At 60.8% G+C, this 14,896-nt stretch carries 11 protein-coding genes; 7 read left to right on the top strand and 4 right to left on the bottom strand.

Going from position 1 to position 14,896, the window contains the following annotated elements:
• Positions 1–40: 40 nt before the first annotated feature.
• Positions 41–697, top strand: coding sequence for a helix-turn-helix transcriptional regulator (locus PYK22_RS16215; protein ID WP_060635223.1), 657 nt, complete (start codon positions 41–43; stop codon positions 695–697).
• Between the two features lie 182 nt (positions 698–879).
• On the opposite strand, the gene PYK22_RS01825 is transcribed toward PYK22_RS16215, so the two are convergent.
• The 3 genes from PYK22_RS01825 to PYK22_RS01815 form a co-directional block, all read right to left on the bottom strand.
• A complete protein-coding gene (locus PYK22_RS01825) occupies positions 880–1,281 on the bottom strand; it encodes a hypothetical protein (RefSeq protein WP_157770617.1) in 402 nt (133 codons plus the stop codon).
• Positions 1,265–1,699, bottom strand: coding sequence for a hypothetical protein (locus PYK22_RS01820; RefSeq protein ID WP_041973807.1), 435 nt, complete (start codon positions 1,697–1,699; stop codon positions 1,265–1,267). The genes PYK22_RS01825 and PYK22_RS01820 overlap by 17 nt, the downstream gene beginning before the upstream one ends.
• Before the next feature lie 87 nt (positions 1,700–1,786).
• The gene (locus PYK22_RS01815) at positions 1,787–2,401 is read right to left on the bottom strand and encodes an RNA polymerase sigma factor (protein WP_060635222.1); all 615 of its coding nucleotides are present in this window, start codon (positions 2,399–2,401) and stop codon (positions 1,787–1,789) included.
• A 266-nt stretch (positions 2,402–2,667) separates the two neighbouring features.
• On the opposite strand from PYK22_RS01815, the gene PYK22_RS01810 reads away from it, so the two are divergent.
• The 6 genes from PYK22_RS01810 (at position 2,668) to PYK22_RS01780 (ending at position 13,871) form a co-directional block, all read left to right on the top strand.
• Positions 2,668–3,993: an efflux RND transporter periplasmic adaptor subunit gene (locus PYK22_RS01810; RefSeq protein ID WP_083437522.1), complete on the top strand. Its 1,326-nt coding sequence runs from the start codon at positions 2,668–2,670 to the stop codon at positions 3,991–3,993.
• Positions 3,994–4,104: 111 nt separating this feature from the next.
• On the top strand, positions 4,105–7,362 hold the full coding sequence (locus tag PYK22_RS01805) for an efflux RND transporter permease subunit (protein WP_083437521.1): 3,258 nt from the start codon (positions 4,105–4,107) through the stop codon (positions 7,360–7,362).
• Between the two features lie 34 nt (positions 7,363–7,396).
• Positions 7,397–9,454 (top strand): TolC family protein, encoded by a 2,058-nt coding sequence (locus PYK22_RS01800; protein WP_041973804.1) that lies wholly within the window; start codon positions 7,397–7,399, stop codon positions 9,452–9,454.
• Positions 9,432–10,124, top strand: a complete 693-nt coding sequence (locus PYK22_RS01795) for an efflux RND transporter periplasmic adaptor subunit (RefSeq protein WP_041973802.1) — start codon at positions 9,432–9,434, stop codon at positions 10,122–10,124. The genes PYK22_RS01800 and PYK22_RS01795 overlap by 23 nt, the downstream gene beginning before the upstream one ends.
• A 54-nt stretch (positions 10,125–10,178) precedes the next feature.
• Complete coding sequence (locus PYK22_RS01790) at positions 10,179–10,538, top strand: hypothetical protein (protein WP_041973800.1); 360 nt, start codon at positions 10,179–10,181, stop codon at positions 10,536–10,538.
• A gap of 591 nt (positions 10,539–11,129) precedes the next feature.
• On the top strand, positions 11,130–13,871 hold the full coding sequence (locus tag PYK22_RS01780; RefSeq protein ID WP_099606149.1) for an amylo-alpha-1,6-glucosidase: 2,742 nt from the start codon (positions 11,130–11,132) through the stop codon (positions 13,869–13,871).
• 56 nt (positions 13,872–13,927) lie between these two features.
• Here the strand turns inward: PYK22_RS01780 and PYK22_RS01775 are convergent, their stop codons facing one another.
• Entirely contained in the window at positions 13,928–14,887 is a 960-nt protein-coding gene (locus PYK22_RS01775) for a carbohydrate kinase family protein (protein WP_041973795.1), read from the bottom strand.
• Between the last annotated feature and the right edge of the window lie 9 nt (positions 14,888–14,896).

Below are 14,896 nucleotides of genomic sequence, written 5' to 3'. Positions count from 1 at the left end.
CTTTTTACTCGCCGCCGAAACGGGTATACTTAGTTCCGTTATGGGCGCTTTCGATCAGCGTTTCTTCTGCAGCACGCGCGGTCGGATCGTGCTCCTTCTGCGGAGGCAGCGTGCGACTGTCACCGAACTGGCCGAAAGGCTCGAGTTGACGGACAACGCGGTGCGGGCGCACCTGCTCGCGCTCGAGCGAGATGGGCTTGTCAGGCAGAGCGGGATTCGGCGCGGGCGGCGCAAGCCGCACTACGCTTACGAATTGACGCCGGAGGCCGAACGGTTATTCCCGAAGGCCTATGATGAGCTGCTTAACGAACTGCTTTCAAAATTGAAGGGGCGGATCTCTGCCGAGGCGTTAGGCGAAGCTTTAAGCGAGGTCGGGCGCTCCTTGGCGGCGCGGTGGACCAGAGAGGACAGCCCATCCGAGGGGGCGTCTATTGAGGAAAGGGCGCGGCGCGTGTTAGAGATGATCGAACTTTTAGGTGGTGTGGCGGAGCTTCGCGCAGAAGCCGATGGTTGGGTCATCGATAGTCGCATCTGTCCGTTTGCTGCGGTAGTCAGTCAGCATCCGGAGGTTTGTCGGGTGGTCGCTTCGCTCGTCGCTGAAGCGATAGGTGAAGGGTATCGGGTTTATGGCAGTTGCGATCGAGTTGAGTGGCCGCATTGCTGGTTCAAGCTGGCGGAGAGCCGGGCGGGCGGGTGAATCAGGTGGGTGTGGTGATTGGTTTTATGGGCGGCCAAGTTTTGCAGAGAGGGCGAATCGAGTTGTTGTTCTGGTGCGGTGAGTAGGTCTGAAAGGCTTATGGGGGAAGGGCGCGTGGGGCTTCGTTGGTGACGAGCCTCGGGCTTTGGCGAAAGTTCTGTTGGAACAGTCCCCACGCGCCCCTATCGTTCATCTTTCTCGCCTTCGTTTCGCCGGGCGTCTTTCTGGGCTATTTTGGCGTCGAAGATGGCGCGCTGTTCTGGGTTAAGTACGGCGCGGATGCGCGCGCGCGCCGATTGGCGGATCGCTTCATAGCGCGGCCTGACCTCCGCGCGGAGTTGGCGGAACTGTTCGTTCGTCTGGTCCAAGATGAGGCGGATCTGGGCCGCTTGTTCATCGGTCAGAGATAGGTCGCGCCGCAATTCATCGAAAAAAGCCTCCTTCTTATTGCCCATTTGGCGCGCGTTGCTGCTCGCTTTCAGGTGGTACAGGCTGCTCAGGGCGGCGCCGGTCGCACACCCTAAGATGAAGACGGCGATCACCGTCGCCCAGATCTTGGCCCTCAGGTCATTTAGAATTCTCATTCAATGCCTCCGCACGCTCTTCTCGACTGAGGATGTTCGCCAGCACCTCATCGTTCGTGATCGAGCGCCGATCGATGTAGATGATCCGTTCGGCGCCGACATCGTTGATGCTTAGCAGCAGATCTTCATTCGAGCTGCGTGAAGTCAGGCGGGAATCGGTGCCCAGCCAGAGGAAAAGCAACGCCAGAATGGTTGCCAAGGCCATCGTCGGCACGACGCGGTAGAGGACTCGCAAGAAGATCAACCCGTTCTCCTCTGCGCGTTTCTGCTCGATGCGAGCGCGGACGCGAGCGAAAAGGAAAGGGGTTGCGGCGGCCTCTTCGGCCTCTGCCTCGTTCAGCGCGGCCACCGTTTGTAAGAGCTGGCGCCCGGCTTGATTGAGTTTGCGATCTCGGTCGGCGTCGGAGCGTCGGAACATCCTTCTTGAGCACCCTCGCTTTCTTGTCAGAGCGTCCCCTATGCTTGAAAACGTTCGAGATGAAGGATCGGTTACATATCCGCGCTGTTAGAGCAGTTTGCTCAGCACGCGCCGCAGCGCGGCGCGCGCCCGGTGAGCGCGCACCTTGACTTTGGCCTGCGACCAGCGGGTCGCTTGTGATATCTCAGCGATTGACATCCCTTCGACATCGAGCATGATCAGCACGAGCCTATCTTCCGGACTGAGGCGCGCGAGGAGTTTATCGGCCAGATCGCGCAGGGCGAGGCTCTTTTCGATATCGCGCCCCGGTTCGACGAAGATACGCTCGCGTAGCCACTCGCATTCTTCTTTGGAGAGTTCGCTCAAGGAATTCTCCGGGCGGCGCGCTAGCCGTCGCAACTCATCATAGCAGACGTTGAAGGCGATGCGCGCCAGCCAGGCGGCGAAGGACTGGTCCTGCGCGTTGTTGAACTCTTTCAAGGCGAAATAGGCTTTGGCGAAGCTCTCTTGGATGATCTCTTCGATCTGCTCGCGATGGCGAAAGAAGCGACTGGCGATGATGGCGACGCGGCGGCGGTGGCGGTTGAAGAGCTCTTCGAACGCCGTTTCGTCGCCAGCGCAAGTTCGGTTGACGAGCGCCGCATCGCTTAGTTGCGCCGTGAGTTCGGCGGTCTCCTGGGTTTTGTCTTCGACTTCGCTCATCTTTCGCGAAAATAACGACGAGGACTCCGCGCCGCGTTCAGGTGCCCTCGTGGTTTAGGACGCCCGCCTCATCTCGGCGCTCTCGATTCGCCCTGGCGAGCCGACATTATACGCCCTTCGGCGCGCGAATTCCTCGCGCGAGTTTACGGCGCAGCTCCGTTTGGGTGCATAATGTGTGGCGATGTCCTGCGAACTGTAGAAAACTGTAACCGAGCGAAGGCCGAGGGCGTCTTTAAGATTCGAGAGGTCAGTTAGATAAGGGGAGTATGGCATCATTCTTCTTCCGTCGGGGGGGATTCGTTGCGACCACATGGTTCGTGGTCGCAGCTTTAGTTTTGGGAGGAGGTTCGGCTTGCAATCGTTCTAACATGAGCGCCGACGCGCGTGCGGAGCGGGCGGAGCTTGCGCCGATCGCTGTGGCGACGGCAGTAGCGACGGCGCGCGAAGTCCCCTCGTACATACAGGCGACCGGCAGTTTGATCGCCGATGAGACGTCGGATGTCGCGCCGCAAACTTCCGGGCAGATCGCCGCGACCTACGTCAACGTGGGGGATTTCGTGCGGCAAGGGGCCGTCATCGCGCGTTTGGATGATCGCGATGCGAAACTTCGAGTGGAACAAGCGCGCGCTAATCTACAGCAGGCGCTCGCTGCGGTTCGCCAAGCGGAGGCGAGATTGGGCTTGCGTCCGGGGGGCGGATTCAATGCCGATGCGATCCCAGAGGTTCGCGCCGCACGGGCCAACTACGAACAAGCGCTCGCCGAACTGAAGCTAGCTGAGGCCAACGAACGGCGCTATCGCGAATTGGTCGAAACGGGCGATGTCGCGCGCAACGTTTATGATCAATATCGCACGCAACTTGAGACGGCGCGCGCCCGCGCCAATAACGCGCGCGAGCAGTTGGAGGCAGCGATCAACGCGGCGCGTCAGAATAACGAGGCGATCCGCACCGCCCAGGCGGCTGCTGAGGCGGCCCGCGCGCAGCTTGCGCTGGCCCAGAAGGCCTTGGCCGATACGGTGATTCGGGCGCCCTATTCCGGTTACGTCAGCAATCGCCCGGCGGCTGTCGGCGAATATGTCACGCCGGCTTCGGTGATCGTCACGCTGCTTCGGACCAATCCGATCAAGTTGCAGGCGCAGGTGCCTGAGTCCGCAACGCCTTTGATTCATCCCGGCATGAGCGTCTCGCTCGAGGTCGATGCTTTCCCTGAAAGGCGCTTTACCGGGCGCGTCATCGCCATCAATCCGGCGATCGATCCCGCTTCGCGATCCGCGACGGTCGAGGCCGAGATCGAAAACGGCGATAATGCCCTTCGTTCGGGGATGTTCGCTTTGGTGCGCATCTTGCGCGGCCAAGCGCAACGCATCGTGCTCGTCCCGCGCGCGGCGGTGCTTCGCGATCAGAGCACGCAATCCTATCGCGTCTTCGTCATCCAGGGCGACACGGCGCACTTGCGGGTCGTGCAGCTCGGCGAAGAGGAGGGCGATATGGTCCAGATACTTTCGGGCGTCAACGATGGAGAAACGGTTGCGACGAGCAATCTGCAACAGCTTTACGAAGGGGCCAGGGTCAAACTGGAGCTGGAGCGATAGTTTTAAGCTATCTTACGTATTGGCGCGCGTATACGCGCGATGCGCGCATGCGATAATCTCAGGATGCGTTCGTAGCGGCCCTTTGGGCGTTGAGTTGAGAGGCGAGGAGTTATGCAGAAATTAGCCGAGATTTGCGTCCGTCGTCCAGTCTTTGCCACCGTCATCATCCTCGTGTTAACGGTGATCGGGGCTTTCTCTTTCTTCCGGCTCGGCGTCGATCGTTTCCCGAAGATAGATCTGCCGACGGTCACCATCACGACGACGAACATCGGAGCCGCTCCGCAGGAGATGGAGACCGAGATCACGGACGTGATCGAAGGCGCGGTCAACACGGTTCCGGGCATCGACGAGATGCGCTCGAGTTCATCCCAAGGGCGTTCGAGCATCACCATCACCTTCAATTTGGAGAAGGACCCGGACGTGGCGGCGCAGGAGGTGCGCGACAAGGTCAACACGGTGCTCAATCAGCTGCCTCAAACTGCCGATCCGCCGATCGTCCAGAAAGCCGATCCGGATTCGATGCCGGTCATTCAATATGCCATCAGCGCGCCGCGTCCGATCGTCGAATTGACGGAGATCGTCGATAAGCAGGTCCGCGAGCGCCTCGAATCGGTCGATGGCGTCGGCGATGTCTTCCTCTACGGTGCCCGCCAGCGGCAGATCAAGATCTACCTCAATCCCGAAAAGCTACAAGCCTATAACATCTCGGTGACGGACGTCGCCAATGCTCTGCGGACGCAGAACCTTGAGTTGCCGGGCGGGCGATTCGACGAAGGCGCGCGCACGGCGAACCTGCGCACGATGAGCCGCGTCACCAGCGTCGAACAGTTCAATGACATCGTCGTCGCGACGAAGAACCACTATCCGGTGCGCATACGCGACATCGGGCGGGTCGAAGATACGGGCGCGGATCCGACTTCGGCGGCTTCCTTAAACGGCGTGCCTTCGGTCTCCGTCGCCGTAAGAAAGCAGTCAGGCGAAAATACGATGGCCGTCATCCGGGCCGTCAAGCAGCGCATGGAGGAGATCAAACGGCTTTTGCCGCCCGATTTCAAGGTGGTGGTCACGCGCGATCAATCGGAGTTCATCGAAAACTCGCTGCATGCGATCGAGGAGCACTTGATCCTCGGCGGGTTGCTCGCGGCGCTTGTCGTCTTCGTCTTCCTCTGGAATTTCCGCTCGACCCTGATCGCCGCGTTCGCCATCCCAGCTTCGATCATTTCGGCTTTCGGCTTCATCGCGGCAATGGGTTATTCGCTCAACCAGATGACGATGCTCGCTTTGACCTTGATGGTCGGCATCGTCATCGATGATGCGATCGTCGTTTTGGAGAACATCTATCGGTTCATCGAGGAGAAGGGGATGCCGCCGTTTCAAGCGGCGATCGAGGCGACGCGGGAGATCGGGTTGGCGGTGATGGCGACGACGCTCAGCTTGTTGGCGGTCTTCGTGCCCGTCGGCTTTATGTCGGGCATCGTCGGGCGTTTCATGTCCTCTTTCGGGTTGACGTCCGCGGCGGCCATCGCCGTAAGCTTGCTCGTTTCGTTCACCTTGACGCCGATGCTCGCCGCGCGTTGGATCAAGGGGAAGGCTGAAAGCGAGGTCGGCGAGGTTGGCGAGGTGGATGAGGCGGCGCTGCTTCCGGATCATTCGGGGCATGGGTCGTCGAAAGAGTCGCGCTTCTATCGCGCGCTGGACCGGACCTACACGCGCATGCTCGAGTGGTCGATGGCCCATCGCTGGATCGTCGTGCTCATCTGCGCGCTGGTGGTCGCTTCGATCTGGCCGCTTTATCGCGCCGTCGGCATGAACTTTTTGCCGGATGAGGATGAATCGACCTATCAGGTCTATCTGCGCGCGCCGCAGGGGACGAGCCTCGCCGCCACGCAATCGATCCTCGATCGCATCGCGCGCGACGTGCGCGAGAACATCCCCGGCGTCGAAAGCACGTTGGCGATCGCGGGGTTCGGCGGCGGCGGGGTGAATAACGGATTCGTGTTGGTCCGTCTGGTGCCGGTCGAGGAGCGCAAATATTCGCAGACCGATCTGATCCAAAAGACGCGCAACCTGCTGCGCAAATACTCGAAAGATTTCGAGATCAGCGTTTCGGGCAGTTCGTCGATCGGCGCCAGCATCGGTATGGGGCGTTCGACTTCGCTCGCCTTCTACATCGCCGGTCCGGATCTCGGAAAGCTCGACGAATACTCGAACCGTCTGCTCGAAAAACTCAAGCAGGATCCGAACATCCGTGACGCCTCGCGTTCGCTTCAGCTCGGTATGCCCGAGGTGCGCATCGTGATCGATCGGCAGCGGGCCGCCGATCTGGGAGTGCGAGCGGGCGATGTCGCGCAAGCGCTCAACATCCTCGCCGCCGGTCAACGCATCACGACCTATAGCGAAGGTTCTTACCAGTACGATGTGGTGTTGCAGGCGGATGAACCGTTCCGTCGCAGCCGCGAGAGTCTGCGCCGTTTCACGGTCGCCTCGTCTCTGGGCGCTCCGGTTGAGCTCGAAAAACTGGTCCGCATAGAGGAGGGGACCAGCCCCGCTTCGATCGACCGCATCAATCGGCAACGGCAGGTGACGATCTCGGCCAGCGTCGCGCCGAACGGTTCGGAAGGGGCGGCGCTCGAGGCGATTCAACGTTATGCGCAGGAGTTGCACATGGAGCCGGGCTATCGCATCGGCGTCACGGGGCAGTCGAAGGAGTTGCAACGCGCGACGAACGCCTTCGCGCTCGCCTTCCTGCTCTCGATCATCTTCATGTATCTGGTGCTAGCAGCGCAATTTGAATCGTTCATCCATCCGGTGACGATCCTTCTGACGTTGCCGCTCGCCGTCCCGTTCGCGCTCGTTTCGACTCTTCTTGCCGGACAGCGCTTGAACATCTTTTCGGCGCTCGGGATCTTGCTGCTCTTCGGCATCGTCAAGAAGAACGCCATTTTGCAGATCGATCATACGAATGAATTGCGCGCACATGGCATGGAGCGATATGAGGCGATCATTCAAGCCAATCGCGATCGGTTGCGCCCCATCCTGATGACGACGATCTCGCTTGTTGCCGGGATGATCCCGCTTCTGTTGGGGACGGGCGCTGGCGCGGCGACGAACCGTTCGATTGCCGTGCTTGTGGTCGGCGGTCAGAGCTTGTGTCTGCTGTTGACGTTGCTGGCCGTGCCGGTCTTCTACTCGCTCTTCGACGATGTGAAGGAGTTGCGCGTTTGGCAGCGCGCGAGCGCCGCAGTCGGTTCTTGGGCGCAAGCCTTCAAGCATGGTTTGGCGAAAGGCTATGCGAGCGCGTTCGCGCGTGGAACCGCGGCTCGCCGTGAGCGGAAGAAGGGGTATGCGGATCAGACCACGGGCGATTGAGCGCCTGAGGAGTTCTCTTCGAATCAGGGGCAAGATGTTTGGAAGGTCTATCGTCGTTATTGGTCTCGCTTCGAGCTTGGTCGTCGCTTCGCTAGCGCAGAGCGGCGGCAATCCGCAAGCTGGCCGGGAGGCGGAAAAGCCGGGCGCGGTCGGCGCTCCAACTGGTCCAGAGGCGGATCGACAGCCCGCGCTCGATCGGGCGAACTCAGGCATATCGAGCGCGGTTGGGGGGCAGAACCGAACGCTGACGGATAGCGCGCCAGCGCAAAACCGCAGCGTCGGAATCGAGCCGGGGCTGATGCCGTCTCAGATCCCGACCGAGCCGCCGCCGGTAGCGCCGAATTTCGCCGCCCCGTTGCGCCCTTTGCCTCCTCCGGAAAGGGTCGGCGTCGATGTCCGCGATCCGTTGCCGCTGACCCTGCGCGATGCGATCGCGATGGCGTTGCGCAACAATAACGACATCGACGGCTCGCGCATCAACGTCGAGATCGCCGAATATGCTCTGCGTGCGGCGCGCGGCGCGTACGATCCAGTGCTCGCCATGGAACACTATTTCGAGCGGCGCACGACGCCGACAAGCTCGACCATCGGCGGCGGCGCGAACGGGATCTTGACGCAGACCGATACGACCGGCTCCTTCACGTTGAACGGCCTTTCGCCCTTCGGCGGCGGATCGTATGAGTTCACCTTCAATTCCTCGCGCTTGACGACGAACAATCAGTTCGCGACGCTCAATCCGCAGTACCCGAGCGTCTTCACTTTCACCTACACGCAGCCTCTTTGGCGCGGCTTCAGATTCGACAACAACCGTCGGCAGATCGAGATCGCTAAACGGAATCTGTCGCTGTCGGATGCGCAGTTCCGCCAACGGGTCATCGACGTGATCACGCAAGTCGAACAGGCCTATTGGGATCTGGTCTTCGCGTTGCGCAATCTGCAAGTTCAGATCGACGCGCTCAAACAGGCGCGCACGCAGGTCGAGAGCAACGAGCGGTTGGTGGAAAAGGGCGTGCTCGCTCCGATCGATATCGTCGCCGCGCAGACGCAGGTGGCGACCTTCGAACAGAACGTTTATGCGGCGCAAGAATCGGTCACGCGCGCGGAGAACAGCTTGAAGACGCTCATCCTGCGCGATCGTCTGTCGCCCCTATGGTCGCGCGCCATCACGCCGATCACGCCGGTCGATCTCAACCCGCCGACCATCAGTTTGGAGCAAGCCGTAGCGGATGCATTGAAGAATCGCCCGGAGATCGCGCAGCTACAGGCTAGCGCCGAGATCAACGAGATAGATGTCCGCTATTATCGCGATCAGACCAAGCCGCAGATCGATCTGGTCGGGACTTACACGTCGAACGGGTTGGCCGGTGCGCGTGTGCCGACTGTGCAATCGCCGCGCGGCACGAGCCCCGAGTTGATCACCCGCGTCAACGATATTTCGGCCCTGCTCGGATTGCCGCCCCTGCAGGTCAGCTCGACCGGGACGACCAGCACCATCAATCCCAGCTTGGTTGGCGGTTACTTCACTTCGCTGGCCCATCTGTTGGGCCAAGATTACCCGACCTATCACGTCGGTGTGCGCATCTCGCTCCCGTTGCGCAATCGCACGGCGGAAGCCAATCTCGGACGCGCGCTCGCGCAAGGGAGGGTCATCAGCAGGCAGCGTGCTCAGTTGGAGCAAACGATCGAATCCGATGTGCGCAATGCGCTACAGGCTTTGCGTTCGGCGCAAGCGAGATTGACGGCGGCGGCGGCGGCGCGCCGATCGGCTGAGCTGCAGTATGAAAGCGAGCAGAGGCAACTGCGCGCCGGCACGACTACTGTCTTCCTCGTGTTGCAGCGACAGACGGATCTCGTCGCCGCGCGCGGGCGCGAATTGCAAGCCCAGATCGATCTCAACAAGGCTATCGCTGAGTTTCAGCGGGCGACAGGTATCACCCTGTCGGCACACAACGTTTCGATTTTGCGGGATGGGGCTGGCGGGCACCCAACCTCTTTTGAAGTTGGAAGCGGAGATGGGATCGAGGATGGGATCTTTACGAAATCGCTCTTCGAGGCGCATAAGGAGGGCGATGGCGCGCGGGCGGAACAGTGAACCGATTCGGGAATCGGGTGAAGGTTTGCGTTTGAAAGGGCTCCTTGTGATCGATCGCTCGACGCTCAAAGCTTTGGCGCTTTCGTGTCTTTTGTTCCCCTTCTGCGGATGTCATGCGGGGCGCGAGAGCGTGACTGGACCGGGCCGGTTGGTCGTCGTGAACGCTCCGGCGACCGGAGAGGTGAAGCGCGTATTAGTCGGTGAGGGCGTAAGCGTCGAAGTCGGAGCGCCGATCATCGAGATCGCCGTCCAGCGTGAGGAGGATTCTGCGCCGCAGGACCATCGGGCTGAGGCGGCAGCGCGATTGCGCGCCGCGCAAAGCGAGGTGGAGGCAGCGCGCGCCGAAGTCGTCAAACATGAAGCCGAGGTCCAACGCTTGGCTCCGTTGGTCGCTTCGGGACAGGCGACTCAAGCTCAGCTCGATGCCGAGCGAGCGCTTTATGAGCAGGCTCAGCGGAGATTACAGCATGCGCAAGAGGCTCAGCAATCGACGATGACCGATCTCGTCATCGCGCAGCGAGAGGCCGTTCAACCGTCACCAGCTTATCGCGAAGACATAGTCGTCGCACGCGCGCCGGTAAGCGGCACTTTGCGCGTCGTCGGCGTCAAAGCGGGCCAGCGCGTCATCGCCGGTCAACCTCTGGCTACGATCAGTTCAGATGCGCCTTGAACTCAAGGCGCATCCTCGATAGCGCTTCGGGATTTGGATTTAAGAACTGCGATTATGGCGAGCGAAGTCTGTAACATCGGGCCGCGGGAGCAACGTAAGAGACGCTTGCTCGGTTTCGTCGCATTAGCCGTCGGCGTTGCTTGGGCTTTCATCTTCATCGTTTACGATGTGCCGCGACCTTGGCGAGTGATCATCTTTCTCCCCATCTGGATCGCCAGCTTGGGGTTCTTGCAGGCGCGCGAGCGGATCTGCATCGCGCTCGCGGCGCGCGGAATGCGCAACATGGACGCGGGCGAAGAGAGGGTAGAGGATCGGCGCGCGATCGAAGAGTTGCAGCGTCGAGCGCAATGGATAAACCGTCGCGCGCTTCTCACCGCGGCGCTAGCTACGTTGCTGGCTTTGCTCTTCCCATAAAGCTGCAGAGATCCATTTCAAGTCCGCCTCTTTCGGCAAGATCGAAACAGTTTCACGAGGAGCATCCCCTTCGAGGCGAAAGAGAATCGATTCGATCTTTTGGTCTCGACAGATCTCCGCCTCCACGATCCGATCCTCTCTGCAACCAAGAGCTCCGTTTGGCGGGCGATCTCGATTAAGTTGGCGGGCGCCGACGCGCTCCATGAACCTGTTGAAGGCGAGCTCTGGGTACGCGCGCGCCAGCGGTCGGGCGGTTCGTTCCTTGTGAATCAGACCGTGGCCGATGGCGAACGTTGGCGCGCTAGGCGAGATCGATATGTCAAAGCCGATCGCAGATGTGAGGGGTAGTCTTCGATAAGGCCCGTCGTTAATGTGATTGGAGCGCAACCGGCATCCATCGCTTGCTAAGGCGAGAGGGAAGAGTCGAGCGTGGTCCGAGGTCAGGTCTCGGCCCTCAGAGGCGATCGAGCGACCGCTCTTTCAATTCAAGCTCATGGTCCGGGGCGGATTAGCATCTTTCGCCCTCAGGTTATATCATCGGTTGACGCGCGTCCGCTCTCGAGTCGAGGGCGATCGGTGGATGCATGGAAGATGGGGATCGAAAAAATCATCGTGCTCCTTCTCTTCTCATTCATGTGTAGCGTTCCGGCGAGCGCGCTGATGTCTGGACAGAGCGACAACGCGGAGAAAGATTTGGTGCCGCGATTCGAGTTTCCACGTAGCGGGATGGAGCTTGCCCGTCGCACGCGGCAAGGCGAGTTCTTCGATGTCGTCGGAAGGCGCGCTGCCGTTTTCGGATACGAGAACCGTTCGTGCGAAGCTTGGGTCTATCCCTTGAAGATCCTCGACGATTTTCGCTTATCGTTTCAGCTCGAAGGCTATCCATTGGAGATCCAGGGTTCGGAGATCGCCAAATCGATCGCCGTGCGTCCGGAGGCGACCACTTTCGTCTATTCGCATGCCGCTTTCACCGTGCGGCAGATCATCTTTACGCCGGTCGATGAACCGGCGATCGTCATGCTGTTTGATGTCGAGAGCGTGCTTCCCCTCACCATCACGGCATCGTTTCGTCCGCGGTTGAGGTTGATGTGGCCCGCCGGATCGATGACGGCCAATCTCAGTTGGGATGAGCGGGGGCGGGTCTATTACTTGACGGAAGAGACCAACTGTTTGGTCGGCATGATCGGTTCTCCGCTTGCCGAGGACATTTCGGTGATGCCCTACCAGGAGGAGCCGCGCGATCAGCCGAACCGTTTTCGGATGAGGATCTTGCCGGACGAGGCGCGGCGTTTTTTGATTCCGGTCGTCATCGTTGGGAGCGCGGAGGGGCGCGGGTATGCGCAGGCTACGTACAATGGCGTGCTCGGTTCGATTCCGCGGCTTTACGCGAAGAATGTGGAGTACTACGCCAACTTACAACGCGAGACGTTGGAGATTGCGACGCCTGACGATAAGCTCAACCGAGCTTTCGCTTGGGCCAAGGTTGGGATCGATAAGGGCATCGTCGATAATCCCATGCTTGGCACGGGATTGGTTGCCGGTTTTCGGTCCTCAGGCGAGAGCGAGCGGCCCGGTTTCGCGTGGTATTTTGGGCGGGATGCGTTGTGGACGGCTTTTGCGCTTATCTCTTACGGGGATTGGGCCGGGGTGCGCACGGCGCTGGGTTTTTTGGCCAAATATCAACGTGCGGATGGGAAGATTCCGCACGAAATCGCGCAGAGCGCGGCGTTGACCGGGTGGTTTACGAACTATCCTTACGCTTGGGCGAGCGCCGATGCGACGCCACTTTATGTGATCGCGCATGCCGATTACTGGCGTGCGAGCGGGGATGTGGAGTTCATTCGCCGGCAGTGGGATTCGATTCGTCGGGCGTATGAGTTCAGCGCCAAGACCGATACGGATGGCAATGGTTTGATCGAGAACACGGGCGTCGGTCACGGTTGGGTCGAAGGCGGAGCGCTCTATCCGCCGCACGAAGAGATCTACTTGCAGGGTTTGTGGATTGAGGCTTCGCGCGGGCTGGCCGAGCTTGCCGCGCTGATGGGCGATATGAAGCTCGCACAGACGGCGCAAGCCAACGCCGAAAGAGCGCGCGCGGCAGTCGAACGGACCTATTGGTTGGCGGATCGTGGGTTCTACGCTTTTGCGACACACAGACCGCAGATGCAGATAGCCGAAGCGGAGCGCGGTCCGAACCGCGAAAGTCGGCAAAAGCGATTGGCGGAGTTGAGTCGGGCGACTTTGATCGATGAGGATACCGTCCTTCCCGCCGTCGCGTTGTGGTGGGGGTTGCTCGATGCGGGGAGGGCGGAGAGCGAACTGGACCATCTTGGGGGCGGGGCGATGATGACCGATTGGGGGGCGCGTCTCATCTCGCGCGAGAGCCAGCTTTATGATCCTCTCTCCTATCACTATGGGTCGGTCTGGCCGTTGTTTACCGGTTGGGTGGCGATGGGGGCTTACCGTTACGGGCGGCCACACATCGGTTATCAGGCGTTGATGGCGAACGCGCAACTCTCTTTCGAGGGCGCGTTGGGGTATGTGACGGAATTGCTGTCCGGTGAATTCAACGCGGCATTTGGCCGCTCGTCGCACCATCAGGTGTGGTCCGAAGCGATGGTGATCACGCCGTTAGTGCGCGGGCTTTTGGGATTGGAGGCGCGCGCTGGCGGACGAGAATTGCGCTTCATGCCGCAGCTACCGGCCACGTGGGATCAAGTGAGCGTCAGACGCTTTGCCATCGGGGGCGAGCGTGTCGATTTGAGTTTACGGCGCAGCGCGGGGCAGCTCAGGATCGATGTTGGACGAAGCGGCGCGGCGGCAGGTGACCGCTCCCGCGGATTGAAGTTCACTTTTGGTCCGGCGTTCCCGTCCGATGCGCGCGTTCGAGCGGTCAAGCTGAACGGACGGCGCGTTCCGTTTAGGATCGAGCGGATGGGGGAGATCCAGCGCGCTATCGTCACGATTGAGGACGAGTCCCTTCCGTTTGCCGCCGTCTTCGATTATGACGAAGGGACTGAGGTGTACGTCGAACCACAACCGCTCGAACCCGGAGCGCGCAGTCAAGGCTTGCGCCTTCTGCGTGCGTTTGCGAACGCGGATGGTTTGCGCTTGATCATCGAAGGGGTCGGCGGCAAAACGTATCCCCTGTACGTTCGCTCGCCGCGGGAGATAGAGCGAGCGAGCGGCGCGCGCGTAGGTGAGAGCGTGAAGGAGAGCGGTCGGGTGAAAGAGCGCGTCATCTATGTGACTTTCGATGGCGATCCCGAGCGCTACTGGCGGCGTGAGGTCGCCGTGATATTCAAACCCGCCCGCGGCGCGAAAGGGGAATAGAGCCCCATAGCCAGTTGAGCCATAATCGCCAAAACCGATCGTGCCCCGGGCCGCCCCTAATCGGATCCGCAATCCTCATGATCGTCAAATCGATCGCGATCTGCGATCTCGGCTAGAAAGCTTTCGGGAAGAGGCGGCATCGCCCCCGGTTGTGTCGCCACCCATGCGGCGAGGCGATTGGCGATGCTTCCGATGAGCGCGAGCGGGCGGCGGTCCAGGTAGAGACAGGTCAATACGGCGGTGAAGGCATCGCCGGCGCCGACCGTATCGACGACTTCGATTCGAGGGGCCGCGTGCTCGATGCTCTCTCGCGCGGAGACGAGCAGGCTACCTGCTGCGCCGCGCGTGACGCACACGAGCTGAAGCGCGAACCTGTCGAGCAGAGAGCGCGCCTGCATCTCTTCGTCGGATCCATCTAGTTCGAATAGGTCGCCGACGATGCGCAGTTCCTCGCGGTTCAGCTTGGCGATATCGGCGAGCGAGAACGATTCGTGGAGCACTTCTCGCGAGTAGAATGGTGGGCGGAGATTGACGTCGAAGACCTTGAGCGTTTCATCGCGCGTGGATCGAAGGAAGTTTCGCACCGTCGCTCTCGCTGGTGCCGAACGCTGCGCCAAGGTGCCGAAGCAGACGGCATCGGCTGAGCGCGCCAGCGTGCGCCATCGATCGGTCCATTCGAGATAATCCCAAGCGACTCGCTCCGTGATCTCAAAGCGGGCATCGCCGCGTTCGTCCAATTGGACCAGAACCGTCCCCGTCGGATGGGCGGCATCGATTTGCACCCAATCGGGAGGAAGACCACGCTCTTCGAGCGCGCGAAGCGCCGCCTCGCCCAACTCGTCGCGCCCGACACGGCTGGCGATCGCCGCGCGTTCGCCGAGCGCAACGCAAACGTAGGCGAAGTTGGCGGGCGCGCCGCCCAACCGTTTCCCCTCAGGGAATATGTCCCAAAGCACTTCGCCCAGTCCGACGATCAAGCGCCGCGATCTCTTCTTCTCGTTCGCTGCGGATCCCATCGGCGATGC

Source organism: Pyrinomonas methylaliphatogenes (genome assembly GCF_000820845.2).
GTDB lineage: Bacteria > Acidobacteriota > Blastocatellia > Pyrinomonadales > Pyrinomonadaceae > Pyrinomonas > Pyrinomonas methylaliphatogenes.
This window is presented reverse-complemented; position numbering and strand designations above follow the sequence as displayed.

Bases quoted from the DNA above. Each gene is read 5' to 3' on its own strand.
- PYK22_RS01825 (WP_157770617.1), bottom strand. From the start codon at position 1,281: ATGAGAATTCTAAATGACCTGAGGGCCAAGATCTGGGCGACGGTGATC.
- PYK22_RS01800 (WP_041973804.1), top strand. From the start codon at position 7,397: ATGTTTGGAAGGTCTATCGTCGTTATTGGTCTCGCTTCGAGCTTGGTC.
- PYK22_RS01805 (WP_083437521.1), top strand. From the start codon at position 4,105: ATGCAGAAATTAGCCGAGATTTGCGTCCGTCGTCCAGTCTTTGCCACC.
- PYK22_RS16215 (WP_060635223.1), top strand. From the start codon at position 41: ATGGGCGCTTTCGATCAGCGTTTCTTCTGCAGCACGCGCGGTCGGATC.
- PYK22_RS01780 (WP_099606149.1), top strand. From the start codon at position 11,130: ATGGGGATCGAAAAAATCATCGTGCTCCTTCTCTTCTCATTCATGTGT.
- PYK22_RS01795 (WP_041973802.1), top strand. From the start codon at position 9,432: ATGGCGCGCGGGCGGAACAGTGAACCGATTCGGGAATCGGGTGAAGGT.
- PYK22_RS01815 (WP_060635222.1), bottom strand. From the start codon at position 2,401: ATGAGCGAAGTCGAAGACAAAACCCAGGAGACCGCCGAACTCACGGCG.
- PYK22_RS01810 (WP_083437522.1), top strand. From the start codon at position 2,668: ATGGCATCATTCTTCTTCCGTCGGGGGGGATTCGTTGCGACCACATGG.
- PYK22_RS01775 (WP_041973795.1), bottom strand. From the start codon at position 14,887: ATGGGATCCGCAGCGAACGAGAAGAAGAGATCGCGGCGCTTGATCGTC.
- PYK22_RS01790 (WP_041973800.1), top strand. From the start codon at position 10,179: ATGGCGAGCGAAGTCTGTAACATCGGGCCGCGGGAGCAACGTAAGAGA.
- PYK22_RS01820 (WP_041973807.1), bottom strand. From the start codon at position 1,699: ATGTTCCGACGCTCCGACGCCGACCGAGATCGCAAACTCAATCAAGCC.